Here is a 12,874-nt window from a genome sequence, read left to right as displayed (position 1 = left end):
AATTCAGGTAGCTTGGGAAGGGCCGCCAGATCTGAGCCTCCGGCACCCCTTCCAGATCACGGGGCGTGTTTCAACGCCTGCTTAATGCAGCAACGGATGGTGGCTCAGGCGATCTGCTGGTAAATCTCAGCAACTTTGGTAACGGCCGCCTCGGGGCTCAGTTCCTCGCTTTCGCCGGTACGGCGGCAGGTCAGTTCAACCACACCATTCTTCAGACCACGCGGGCCAACCGTGATGCGCCAGGGCAGACCGATCAGGTCCATCGTGGCGAATTTGCCGCCTGCGCGTTCGTTGCGGTCGTCATAGAGCGGCTCCAGACCCAAAGCCGTCAGCGCCGTGTAGATCTTGTCACAGGCTGCATCGGCTTCTTCATCGCCCTGCTTGAGGTTGACGATACCGCAATGGAACGGGGTCACGCCCTCAGGCCAGATGATGCCCTTATCGTCATGGCTGGCCTCGATGATCGCACCGACAAGGCGGCTGACACCGATACCATGGCTGCCCATGTGAACCGGAACCGGTTTGCCATCCGGGCCTTGGACAGTTGCACCCAAGGGATCGGAGTATTTGGTGCCAAAGTAGAAGATTTGACCCACCTCGATGCCGCGCGCCACGCGGCGGCGTTCTTCGGGTATCTGGTTGAACAGCGCTTCATCATGGGTTTCGTCAGTGCGCGCGTATTTCGAAGTGAACTCTTCCAAAATGGCCTGACACTGTTCGCGGTTGTCATAATCGATGTCGCGATCGCCAAAGGTCAGATCAGTGACAGCGCTGTCATAGAAAACTTCGGATTCACCGGTATCGGCCAGAACCAGGAACTCATGCGTGTCATCACCGCCGATGGGGCCTGAATCGGCGCGCATCGGAATCGCCTGAAGTCCCATCCGTTCATAAGTGCGCAGATAGCTGACCAGATGGCGGTTATAGGCGTGCAGCGCATCTTCCTTGGTCAGGTCGAAATTGTATCCGTCCTTCATGTAGAATTCACGGCCCCGCATCACGCCGAAACGCGGGCGGATTTCATCGCGAAACTTCCACTGGATCTGGTAGAGCGTCAGCGGCAGGTCCTTGTAGCTACTGACGTGGCCACGGAAGATATCTGTCACCAGTTCTTCGGCCGTCGGCGTGAACAGCATGTCCCGGTCATGCCGGTCCTTCATCCGCAGCATCTCCTGACCGTAATCGTCATAGCGCCCGGATTCACGCCACAGATCCGCCGACTGGATGATGGGCATCTGGATCGCGATGTGACCGGCCCGCGCCTGTTCCTCGTGGACGATGTTTTCCAGCTTGCGCAGCACTTTGAAGCCCAGCGGCAACCAGGAATAAATCCCGGCAGAGGCCTGCTTGATCATCCCTGCACGCAGCATCAGCCGGTGGCTGACGATCTGAGCCTCGGACGGGGTTTCCTTGAGAACGGGCAGAAAGTAACGGCTCAGGCGCATGGACGGACCTTCAAAGGTAAGAATTCGACTGGACAGGTGATTATGCCAAAGCCCCGCCGGGGGCAATCGCGCATTGGTGTTTTTCCGACCTTGCGGCAGTCGGTTTTTTGATTGACCCGCCAATCGGGAATCCCAATGGTAGCGGAAACGCAAATTCCATGAGGCGCCAATGCAGACCATTCAGGAACCCGCACGCCAAATCCCCGTCATTCATCAAACCGATGTTCTGGTCGTCGGTTCCGGCCCCGCCGGGTTGGCCGCAGCGCTTGCAGCGGCACGTGCGGGGGCCGAGGTATCTTTGATTGATCGGTTCGGCTGCATGGGTGGCAACATCACAGCGGTCGGCGTCGAAGGATTTGCCTGGTACCGGCACGAGCAAACCGTCGAGGCAGGCGGCATCGGGATGGAATTCGAAACCCGCGCCAAGGAGATGGGCGCCGCCGTTCCGGAAAGCCAGTCGCTGAGCTATGAGCTGGACAGCGAAGGCTTCAAACTGGTCGCCGACAAGCTGGTCAAAGAAGCGGGTGTGCATCCGATGTTGCATCGGCATTTCGTGGCCCCGATCCTGGAAGGTGACCGGATCACCGGCGTCATCACAGAATCCAAAGCCGGGCGCGAAGCGATTTTGGCCAAGGTCGTCATCGATGCCACCGGCGACGCGGATGTGGCCCACCGCGCGAGCGCACCGACCCACAAAACTCCGCGCGAGGACATGATGGCCGCTTCGGTCATGTTCCATCTGGCGGGCGTCGATAAACGCGCCTTCATGGAAGGTGTGAAAGCTGACCCGCAGACCTACAAGGACTGGGGCGGCGGCGGAGAGTGGAATATCGAAACCTCGGGGAAAGAGGACGACATGTTCTCACCCTTCGTCAAGAAACCGTTCCAGCAAGCGATTGATGAGGGGCTGATCCCGCCGCACCTGAATACCATCGCCGGAACCTGGGGCGCGATGCATGACACGGGCGAGCTGACCTACATGAACCTCATCCATCTGGCCGAGATCGATGGCACCGACCCCGACAGCCTGACGCGCGGCGAGATTGAAGGCCGCCGCCAGACCATGCTGGCCATCGACGCGCTGCGCCGGTTCATGCCCGGTTGCGAAAACGCTCGTTTGCGGAATTTTGGGATGACCATCGGCATCCGCGACACCCGCAAGATCGACGCGGTTTACAACATGACCGAAAACGATGCCCGCCATCAGGGCCGGTTCGAAGATACAATAGGTATCTATCCCGAGTTCATCGACGGCTATGGCATTCTGATCCTGCCAACTACGGGGCGGTATATGCAAATCCCTTATCGGTCGATGCTGCCCAAGGGCATCAAAGGCCTGCTGGTTGCAGGACGGTCACATGGCGCGGACCGGGTGGCGCATGCCGCCACGCGCAACATGGCCTGTTGCGCGGTCATGGGTCAGGGCGCGGGAATCGCCGCAGCGGTATCATTGAAAAGCAATCAGGAGCTGGACCAGCTGAATCTGGCACCTGTTCACGCGGAACTGCAACGTCAGGGGGTGAGGATTCACTGATGGACAATATCCCAACGATTGACATCGCGCCTTTGACTGCCCCGGGAACCGAAGCCTATGACGCGACGGTCCGGCACATCCTTGCGGCCTGTCAGGGGATCGGCTTTTTGTCGATCACCGGAACAGGCGTATCCCGGCAGACCGTGGATCAGGTGCGTCAGATCACCCGAGAGATTTTTGCCGTCGATGACGCAGGAAAATGGGATCAGGCCATCACCCGCGCTAACTATCGCGGCTATATTCCCATGGGGTTTTTCACACCCAATGATGGCTCGGGCAAAGCCGACAAATACGAGGGGTACAAACTGCATCACGAGGTCGCAGCAGACGACCCGGTGCGTGAGGATTGCGCGTTATACGGGCCAAACCTCTGGCCCGACGGTGTACCCGGTGCGAAAGAGGTCATTCTGGGTTACTGGCGGCAACTGGATCGCGTCACCGATCTGTTGCTGGGCGCGTTAGAGGCGGGACTGGATCTGAAAGCCGACGCGCTGCGCAGTGCATTCCGGGTCCCGATGACCAACATGACCCTGCTGCATTACCCGCCACAGGCCGAGGATGAGGCAGGCTATGGTATCCATCCGCACAAGGATACCGACGCCTTGACCATCATTGCCCCCGATCCGGTGGGCGGGCTTGAGGTGCAGACCCGCAACGGCGGCTGGATCACGCCCGACTGCCCGCCCGGTGGTTTCGTGGTGAATATCGGCGACATGCTTGAACTGTGGTCGGGCGGGCGGTTGAAATCCACGCCCCATCGGGTTGTGAACCGATCGGGTCAGGAACGGTATTCTTTTCCCTTTTTCGCGGTGCCCCGTCACGACGTCGTCGTCGCGCCTTTGCTGCCACCCCTGCCCGGCTTTGATCGTCCGGCGGTTCATTGCGGGCACTGGTCGGCCGAGATTTGGCGCACCAACTGGCCCGATGAGACCGCCACCAAAGACACGCCTGAATTGGGAACCTTGCGCGGCTGACCCCTGCAAACCCAAGCGCCATGAACCGCTTGCATCATGGGCTTTGATGCGCCAAGAACACCTGCAAGGGCCTGAACAAGGGGATCGCCATGGCTTTGCCGGTTAAGGATCAGCTGAGATACTGGAGCATCGCCGCTGCGGTTTTCGCGTTGATCCTGTGGGCCCTTGGCGATGTCTTGTTGCCTTTTGTCATCGGCGGGGCCATTGCCTATTTCCTTGATCCGGTCGCTGACCGGCTGGAGCGGCTGGGCCTGTCGCGTATGGCCGCCACGGCGGTCATCACGGTCGTCGGTGTTCTGGGATTTGTACTGGCAATTCTGATGGTGGTCCCTGCGCTGATCACCCAGTTGCTGGATCTTGTCGATGTACTGCCTGATCTGTTCAAACAATTGCGCAGTTTCATAGAAAAACAATTCCCGTCATTGCTTGACCGGGAATCAAGCACGCACGCGATGCTGGTGTCCTTTGGCGAAACGCTGAAATCCAAGACCGGGGACGTTATGCAAACGCTGCTGACCTCGCTGGGTTCCGCGATCAACATCGTTGTTCTGTTGGTCATTGTGCCGGTCGTGGCCGTCTACTTGCTGTTGGACTGGGACCGCATGACCGCCCGCATCGGAGAGCTGCTGCCACGTGACCACGCCCCCATCATCAGGCGGTTGGCGGGTGAGATCGATGCGGTTCTGGCCTCGTTCGTGCGCGGCATGGGAACAGTTTGTTTGATCCTTGGCACCTATTACGCGGTCGCACTAATGCTTGCTGGTCTGCAATTCGGCCTGATTGTGGGTTTTATCGCGGGCCTGGTCACGTTCATACCCTATCTGGGCGCCCTTATCGGAGGCTCGCTGGCCATCGGGCTTGCGCTGTTTCAGTTCTGGGGCGACTGGGCTCATATCGGGCTGATCGCGGGTATCTTTGCCATCGGGCAGGTCACCGAGGGCAATTTCCTGACACCCAAGCTGGTCGGCAGCTCTGTCGGGCTGCATCCGGTTTGGTTGCTGCTGGCCCTGTCGGTCTTTGGCGCGCTGTTTGGCTTTGTGGGCATGTTGGTGGCAGTCCCGGTCGCCGCAGCATTGGGCGTTCTGGCCCGCTTTGCCACATCGCTATACCTCGACAGCAGATTGTACACTGGTCTTGAAGGTCTGGATCAGGAAACCGAATAAATGGCCCGACAACTCAGCTTTGATCTGCCCGCCAAAACTGCGCTCGGGCGAGAGGATTTCTTTGTGTCACCGGCCAATGCGCTGGCGGTGGCAATGATCTCGGCCACGTCCTGGCCCGGCAACAAACTGGTACTGAGTGGGCCCGCTGGCGCGGGCAAAACCCATCTGGCCCATGTCTGGGCCGCTGAAACCGGCGGTCGAATCCTTCAGGCCAGAGACCTGAGTTATGACGATGTGCCAGACCTGGCGCGCATGCCGATCGCGATCGAAGACGTGCCTTTGATCGCCGGTGATCTCGAGCTGCAAAAAACGCTGTTCCACCTGCACAATCTTGTTCTGGCCGAGGGGCACCCCCTGCTGATGACAGGCCGTCTTGCACCGAAATTCTGGGAGTTGCCGCTGGCCGACCTGCAAAGCCGGGTCGAAGGCGCCCATCACGTCGCACTGGATCCGCCCGATGACGCATTGCTGGGCGCAGTACTTGCCAAGCTGTTTGTCGACAGGCAGCTCAACCCCGGCCCCGATGTCATCGCCTATCTTGTCAAGCATATGGACCGGCGGTTTGAAAGCGCAGCCGACGTTGTATCCCAACTGGACCAACTGGCCCTGGCTGAAAAACGCGACATTACACGCGCGCTTGCCATTCGCGTACTGAACACGGCCCCGGATGAGGTCGAGACCAATGATTGACCCGCTGACGTCAATTTCGCATCCTCAGGCAGAACTATCTGGAACACACATGGATCAGACCGTCAAAACCGATATCCCGGACTGGGGAACGTTCGGAAAGCCCCTGTTTGACAAACCGGACGCACGGGCGCTGTCGCGCGTCGGGGTTGTCGATGTCGGGTCGAACTCGGTCCGGATGGTCATTTTCGACGGGGCGGCCCGATCACCGGCCTATTTCTACAATGAAAAGGTCATGTGCGAACTGGGGGCGGGCCTGTCCGAAACCGGGCGACTGAACCCGCGTGGCCGCGAACGCGCCTTGTCGGCACTACGACGGTTCCAGCACCTGGCAATGGATCTGGATTTGCCCGGTTTGCATGTTGTCGCCACCGCTGCTGTGCGCGAAGCCTCGGATGGGCCCGAGTTTTGCGATCAGGTGCAGGCTGAAACCGGTTTGCAGGTGTCTATCATTGACGGTGACGAAGAAGCCCGCCTGTCGGCGCAGGGTGTCCTGTTGGGATGGCCCGGAGCTTATGGGCTGATCTGCGATATTGGCGGATCGTCGATGGAATTGGCCGAAATCGGCGGTGGTCAGGTCGGCCGTCGCGTAACCTCGCCGCTTGGGCCGCTGAAACTGCGCGACATCAAAGGCGGGCGGCGCGCGCGAAAAGCGCATATCAAGGAAACGATGGAGGATCTGCGCAATCAGATGGGCCAGCAGCGAGACCGTTTGTTTCTGGTCGGCGGCAGCTGGCGCGCCTTTGCGCGGCTGGACATGCTGCGGCGGGGCTATCCGCTGAACGTTCTGCATGAATACCGCATGACCACCAAACAGGTGCGCGAGACGATCAAATACATCGAAAAACACGATGGTGAAAAGCTGCGTGCTCAGGCGGGCGTGTCGAGCTCGCGCATGGCGCTTATCCCGTATGCGATGGACGTTCTGGCGCGGCTGATCCGCACGTTCAAACCCAAAGATATCGCCATCTCAAGCTATGGGATTCGCGAGGGGTTGCTATATGAGCAGATGCCGCAGGAAGTGCGCGATCGCGACCCGCTGATCGAAGCCAGCCGGTTCTCGGAAGCCAAGGACGCGCGCCTGCCCGGATTTGGCAGCAATCTCTATGATTTTGTCATCCCGCTGTTCAGATCGGCACCGCCCAGCAGAGTGCGCCTGATCAAGGCGGCCTGCCTGCTGCACGATGTAAGCTGGCGCGCGCATCCCGACTATCGGGCCGAGGTGTGTTTCGACAACGTCACGCGCGCCAATCTGGGTGGTTTGAAGCATTCCGAGCGTGTCTTCATCGGATTGGCACTGCAACACCGCTATCGCAACAAACGGGAAGGCAATCGGTTCTCTCGGCTTTACGAATTGCTGGATGAAAAAAGCCAGAAACAGGCCGAGATTTTGGGCAAGGCCATGCGGTTTGGCGCGATGCTGTGGATGCACAACGATGCCAATATGGGGCAGCTCAAGTTTTTCCCCAAAAAGCGAGAGCTGGAACTGTATCTGCCCGAGGCCGCAGCCCCCCTGTTCAGCGAAGTGGCAGAAGCCCGGTTAAGCGCCTTGGCAGCAGCGCTGAAATCTCAGACTCGCGTGATTGTCAAAGGCTGACTCTTGAGCGGGTCAGATATCTGTAGGTCCTTCGGGCACCTCGATATCCCGCTTTTCAGGCTCAGATGGCTCTTGGGTCGGTTTTCTGCGGATAATGATATCGCCATTGGGCAGGATCTCGGGTGGTTCATAAACGCTCCAGTCCTTGACCTCAGCCGCCAGTTCAGCAAGCGCCGGGCCCATCTGCTGCAAGAATGACTGCATCGCCGGGCCAAACTCTTCTGCCAGACCCAGCAAGTTTTCCAATGCCGGTTCCATTTCCTTGCGCAGACCTTCGAAAAACAGTTCGGCCCCCTGTTCCATCAGGGATTTTTCATTGTCTTCCTGTGCCATTGCAGGCGCGGCAAGGAACACTGAGATCGTACTGATCAGCAAGATGCGTTTCATACCTGACATATAAGGCCCGTGTGGCAGGCTGGAAAGGTCACAGTTCAATATCAAGCGTGACCGGAAAATGATCGGAGGCCGTCAAAAGCGCCTGCCGCAATTCCGGTTCAGCCCAACAGGCGGCATCCTGAAACGGGTGCCAGATACGCCAGGACGGGCGATATGCTTGCAGGTCCGTTGTAATCATTATGTAATCCAGTAATGCGTCCAGAAATTTACCTTCTTCCGGGCGGGCAAAGCGCGCAGTAGCAGGCACCGGCCCGGGCCGAAACCTGTAGGCTGTGACGGCGTTCGGGTCGAACAATCCGGCTTGCAGCAACACCTCGACCGACGAGCGGCCAAAGAGGTGCTCAAACTCATCCAGCCCGGGGCCATCGTTCAGATCGCCCAGCAAAATGACGGGCTGTTTTTGCGCAACATGCCATTCGACGCGCCGTGCAAGCCAGATCGCTTGCGCCAGCTGTTTGCGGCGATTGGCAATCGAAATCCGGATCGCCTCGTCCCGCGATTCGGCACCGTGCGGTGCCTTGGATTTCAGATGTGCCCCGATCAGGCGGATGTTGTGCCCCGCTTGCGTCGTCACCGCCAGTTCCATCGGCGGTTTGGAGAACCGCACGACATCCTCGGTCGCATCAATGTCGAGGTCGATTTTGAATACACCATCGAACCGGGGGGCTGTGGTATCTGCAATATCTCCCTTGGGATCGTGGCGAACACTCAGCACCGTTCTGTCATAGAGCAATGCCAGTTCCTGATGCGTGTCGTTTGCATAGCCCATCACCGCATCAGACGTGCGCAAGTCGAACGCTTCGGCAAAGGCTTGCAGGGCCCGAACCGTGTTCTGGCGTCTGCCCGTGTTGGGCGCCTCGACGATTACAATCGCATCAGCGTCAATGGCAGTCAGAACCTTGGCAATCGCTTCGATCTGCTGCGCTTTGGTGACGTCGTGCCTGCCGGACCAGCTGTCATCGACGATCAGCCTGTCTTTCTGGTCAAACAGATTGGCGAACCATTCGATATTATAGGTCGCCAGCCGCATCTGATCAGGCCCGCGCGCCGTTGATTTCATCCCAGGCGCGATTGATGTCGATCATCTTTTTCTCGGCCAGCCGGATCGCCTCTTCGGGGACACCCCGGGCCATCATGGCGTCGGGGTGCGTTTCCCGAACCAGCTGCCGCCAGACATTGCGAATGTCGGGCAGCGGCATGTCATGTGGAACGCCCAGAACCGTGTAAGGATCGTTTGGCGCATCCGGAACAAAGCGCGCCCGCAGTGCTTTGAACTGCGCGTCGGTTTGCCCGAAAATCTGGCTGACATCTTCGAGAAACGCGTTTTCGTTCGGATGATAGAAACCATCCGCCATCGCGATGTGAAAAAGACCTTCCATCAGGTCACACAGGGTTGTGCTGTCTTCGGAAAACATGCGGGCAATTTTGCGGGCGTAGTCCTGATATCCCGCCACGTCCGTACGGGCCATGTTGAAGACGCGGGCTGCACCTTCCTCATCTTCGCGCGCGATCTGAAACACGTCGCGAAAGGCGGTGACCTCATCACGGGTCACCTGACCGTCTGCCTTGGCCATTTTGGCACCCAGTGCGATGACCGCAATCGTAAAGGCCACGGACCGTTCCGGTGGCGAGCGTAGTTTTTCAAAAACTGCGGTCAGGCTTTCGCCCTGGGCAAGCGCGCTGAGCGCATCGGATATGCGAGTCCAGATCGACATGACCGCACCCTAGCGTCACAATTCGGGACTGTCAGGTGCAACAGGTCATTCAGCACCAAGAATTTTCTGCATCAGCACAAGGTCCAGCCGCTGGCCGAACTTAAAGCCGACTTCGGGCATCACCCCGACTTTCGAATAGCCAAGTGCGGCATGAAACGCCTCAGCCCCCGGATTGGCCGAGGATATGCCCGCGACCAGAACATGAACGCCTTGGGCTTGCGCGATTTCCTCCAGTTCTGACATCAACGCACGTCCCAGCCCTTTGCCCCACGCATCCGGTGACAGCTGGATCGTATGTTCGCAGGTTTGCGCATAACCGGGCCCGGTGCGGAAAGGGCCATATGTGGCAAAGCCGATAACGTGGCTGTCGTGCTCGGCAACCAGATAACCGGGCGCGCGTGCCTTGATATCTTCGGCAATCTGGGCGGCGCTGCGTTCGTCCGTCGTGAAAGTGACCAAAGTGTCCCGGATGATCGCATTGGTGATCCGGGCAATGGCTGGAGCATCTGACGCTGTGGCCGGGCGAATGTTCATTCCAGCACCCGCAGCCCATGAGGTGTCTCAATTTCTGCCTGCAAAGCCGCGGGGCCGGTATCGAACACAACAAGATCCAGCTCACCCAGTCGACGGGCCAGTGTCAGGGCATCGGGGTGATAGACAACCAGACGCCGCAACCGGCACGCGCTGTCCTGCAACATGTTTGCCGGGTGCAGGTCGCCCTGCCATTCGATAAGGGCGGGAAACAGATTGTCGAACGGCAAACGCCCCGTTGGCGGAACCGCCATGCGCCATTGCAACGCGCCGCGGGTCAGGTCGATGGGCTCTCCGGTGCCATCGGGAAAGATCGACAGTGTGGCCTCGATATCCTCGACCCGGCATATCCAGTTCGTCAAACGCGGGCCGCCCTGAAAATTGTCCAGATCGAACCATCGCGGCCTGCCCGGAGGCTGCGCCTGCGGATCGATGGCAATCGCTTCCAGATAGAGCCCGTCTCTGAGCCCCAGCAGCCTGTTATGTGTCCCGAATTTTTCGTGTTTCCCACCGGGTTGCAGTGCAACACCAAGCGCCTGTTCGATATGCGCAGACGCTTCTTCAAGCGTTTCGCCCGCGACGGCCAGATGATCGAGTAACATGTGCACCCTCCTGCGAAAACGACCGGACCCAAAGGGATCCGGCCGCATGTTTTCGCCATTGGCGCAGGATCACAAGAGCTTTCGTTGAAAGACTTGCCTTGTGTCAGGGCCGCGCTTCGCGGATCAGGCGCAGAATGTCCTGAGCGGCCTCGGGAATGTTGGTGCCCGGACCAAAGATAGCCTTGACCCCATGGTCATACAGGAACTGGTAATCCTGTTGCGGGATCACCCCACCACAGATCACGATGATATCGTCGGCCCCTGCTTTCTTCAGCTCTTCCACCAGCTGCGGTGCCAGTGTTTTATGCCCCGCCGCCTGTGAGGAAATGCCGACCACATGTACGTCATTGTCCACCGCGTCCTGCGCGGCCTCGGCAGGTGTCTGGAACAGCGGGCCAACGTCCACGTCGAACCCGATATCTGCAAAGGCCGTGGCGATAACCTTGGCACCGCGATCATGCCCGTCCTGCCCCATTTTGACCACCAGAAGACGGGGGCGGCGGCCCTCGGCCTCGGCAAAGTCCTCGATGGATTTCTGGATCGCGGCAAAGCCTTCGTCGCCCTCATAAGCAGCGCCATAGACACCGGCCAGGGTTTTCACCTCGGCGCGGTGGCGGCCGAATTCTTTCTCCATTGCCATGCTGATCTCTCCTACGGATGCACGGGCGCGGGCGGCTTCGACCGCAGCGGCCAGCAGGTTTCCGCCCTCCTGGGCGGTCTTGGTCAGGGCGTCCAGCGCGGCTTGGCACGCGGCTTCATCACGGGTTGCGCGAATGCGTTCCAGCCGCGCCACCTGCGCCTCGCGTACGGCGACGTTGTCGACATCCAGAATGTCGATCGGGTCTTCCTGTTCCTTGCGGTACTTGTTGACGCCAACAATCACTTCGTCGCCCCGGTCAATCATGGCCTGACGACGGGCCGCGCTTTCCTCGATCCGCAGCTTGGGCATGCCCGAGGCAACCGCCTTGGTCATGCCACCCATCTCCTCGACCTCTTCCATCAGGGCCCAGGCTTTTTCGACCAGTTCATTGGTCAGGCTTTCGACATAGTAGGAACCGGCCAGCGGATCGACCACATCAGTTACACCGGTTTCTTCCTGAAGCACGAGCTGCGTGTTCCGCGCGATGCGGGCCGAGAAATCGGTGGGCAGCGCAATTGCCTCGTCCAGAGCATTTGTATGCAGGGACTGGGTGCCCCCAAGAACTGCACTCATCGCTTCATAGGCGGTGCGGATGACATTGTTGTAAGGGTCTTGCTCCTGAAGCGATACACCGGAAGTCTGGCAATGGGTGCGCAGCATCTTTGAACGTTCGGACTTTGCTCCAAACTCGGTCATGACGCGATGCCACAGCGTGCGCGCGGCGCGCAATTTGGCGATCTCCATGAAGAAATTCATGCCGATGGCAAAGAAGAAGGACAAACGACCAGCGAACTTGTCCACGTCCATCCCGGCCTCAGTCGCGGCACGGACGTATTCACGCCCATCAGCCAGCGTATAGGCCAGTTCCTGTACAAGGTTCGCCCCGGCCTCTTGCATGTGATAGCCCGAGATCGAGATCGAGTTGAACTTGGGCATCTCGTTCGACGTGTATTCGATGATGTCCGAGATGATCTTCATCGACGGTTCAGGCGGGTAGATATAGGTGTTGCGCACCATGAATTCTTTCAGAATGTCGTTCTGAATGGTGCCGGACAGGACAGATTTGTCGTGACCCTGTTCTTCACCCGCAACAATGAAACTGGCCAGGATCGGAACAACCGCGCCATTCATGGTCATCGAGACCGAGACCTTGTCCAGTGGGATGCCGTCGAACAAGATCTTCATATCTTCGACGCTGTCGATGGCAACGCCTGCCTTACCGACATCGCCCACAACGCGTGGATGGTCGCTGTCGTAGCCGCGATGTGTCGCCAGATCGAAGGCAACCGAAACGCCCTGCTGGCCTGCTGCCAAGTTGCGGCGATAGAAGGCGTTGGATTCTTCGGCGGTTGAGAAACCCGCATATTGGCGGATCGTCCATGGACGGCCCGCATACATCGTGGCCTTAACACCGCGAGTAAACGGGCCAAAGCCCGGCAACGACCCCATATGCGGCAGATCGGCGGTGTCTTCCTGGGTATAAAGCGGTTTGACCGCGATGCCTTCCAGCGTTTCCTTGGTCAGGTCGTCCAACGGACGTCCGCGCAGCTCTTTCTCGGCAAGCGCTGTCCAGTCCTTTGTGTCGGTCAT

At 59.0% G+C, this 12,874-nt stretch carries 12 protein-coding genes; 5 read left to right on the top strand and 7 right to left on the bottom strand.

Annotation, left to right across the window (positions count from 1 at the left end):
* Positions 1 to 104: 104 nt before the first annotated feature.
* Entirely contained in the window at positions 105 to 1,445 is a 1,341-nt protein-coding gene (proS, locus tag ACR0M9_RS06845) for a proline--tRNA ligase (RefSeq protein WP_480481934.1), read from the bottom strand.
* Positions 1,446 to 1,614: 169 nt separating this feature from the next.
* Here proS and ACR0M9_RS06840 point away from each other — a divergent pair, with 169 nt between their 5' ends.
* From ACR0M9_RS06840 to ACR0M9_RS06820, 5 genes are all read left to right on the top strand, one after another.
* The gene (locus ACR0M9_RS06840) at positions 1,615 to 2,979 is read left to right on the top strand and encodes an FAD-dependent oxidoreductase (RefSeq protein WP_480773170.1); all 1,365 of its coding nucleotides are present in this window, start codon (positions 1,615 to 1,617) and stop codon (positions 2,977 to 2,979) included.
* Positions 2,979 to 3,953 carry an isopenicillin N synthase family dioxygenase gene (locus ACR0M9_RS06835; protein ID WP_480773169.1) on the top strand — a complete coding sequence of 325 codons (975 nt, stop codon included), beginning with the start codon at positions 2,979 to 2,981 and terminating at the stop codon, positions 3,951 to 3,953. The genes ACR0M9_RS06840 and ACR0M9_RS06835 overlap by 1 nt, the downstream gene beginning before the upstream one ends.
* An 89-nt stretch (positions 3,954 to 4,042) precedes the next feature.
* Positions 4,043 to 5,116 carry an AI-2E family transporter gene (locus ACR0M9_RS06830; protein ID WP_267365997.1) on the top strand — a complete coding sequence of 358 codons (1,074 nt, stop codon included), beginning with the start codon at positions 4,043 to 4,045 and terminating at the stop codon, positions 5,114 to 5,116.
* Entirely contained in the window at positions 5,117 to 5,806 is a 690-nt protein-coding gene (locus ACR0M9_RS06825; protein WP_480557607.1) for an HdaA/DnaA family protein, read from the top strand. It abuts the gene before it with no gap.
* Positions 5,807 to 5,855: 49 nt separating this feature from the next.
* Entirely contained in the window at positions 5,856 to 7,400 is a 1,545-nt protein-coding gene (locus tag ACR0M9_RS06820; RefSeq protein WP_480537395.1) for a Ppx/GppA family phosphatase, read from the top strand.
* A gap of 12 nt (positions 7,401 to 7,412) precedes the next feature.
* On the opposite strand, the gene ACR0M9_RS06815 is transcribed toward ACR0M9_RS06820, so the two are convergent.
* From ACR0M9_RS06815 to scpA, 6 genes are all read right to left on the bottom strand, one after another.
* A complete protein-coding gene (locus ACR0M9_RS06815) occupies positions 7,413 to 7,787 on the bottom strand; it encodes a hypothetical protein (protein ID WP_480481945.1) in 375 nt (124 codons plus the stop codon).
* A 37-nt stretch (positions 7,788 to 7,824) separates the two neighbouring features.
* The gene (locus ACR0M9_RS06810; protein WP_480545819.1) at positions 7,825 to 8,826 is read right to left on the bottom strand and encodes an endonuclease/exonuclease/phosphatase family protein; all 1,002 of its coding nucleotides are present in this window, start codon (positions 8,824 to 8,826) and stop codon (positions 7,825 to 7,827) included.
* 4 nt (positions 8,827 to 8,830) lie between these two features.
* Positions 8,831 to 9,511: a molecular chaperone DjiA gene (locus ACR0M9_RS06805; RefSeq protein WP_267365678.1), complete on the bottom strand. Its 681-nt coding sequence runs from the start codon at positions 9,509 to 9,511 to the stop codon at positions 8,831 to 8,833.
* Between the two features lie 45 nt (positions 9,512 to 9,556).
* Positions 9,557 to 10,045, bottom strand: coding sequence for an N-acetyltransferase family protein (locus ACR0M9_RS06800; RefSeq protein WP_480773168.1), 489 nt, complete (start codon positions 10,043 to 10,045; stop codon positions 9,557 to 9,559).
* On the bottom strand, positions 10,042 to 10,644 hold the full coding sequence (locus tag ACR0M9_RS06795; RefSeq protein ID WP_480481949.1) for a VOC family protein: 603 nt from the start codon (positions 10,642 to 10,644) through the stop codon (positions 10,042 to 10,044). Before ACR0M9_RS06795 ends, ACR0M9_RS06800 begins: the two co-directional genes overlap by 4 nt.
* A gap of 103 nt (positions 10,645 to 10,747) precedes the next feature.
* Positions 10,748 to 12,874 carry a methylmalonyl-CoA mutase gene (gene scpA / locus ACR0M9_RS06790; RefSeq protein WP_209504581.1) on the bottom strand — a complete coding sequence of 709 codons (2,127 nt, stop codon included), beginning with the start codon at positions 12,872 to 12,874 and terminating at the stop codon, positions 10,748 to 10,750.

The sequence above is a fragment of the Ruegeria sp. CH2 genome (assembly GCF_056537065.1).
The sequence above is the reverse complement of the archived record's forward strand: the minus strand, read 5'-3'. Positions and strand labels throughout refer to the sequence as shown.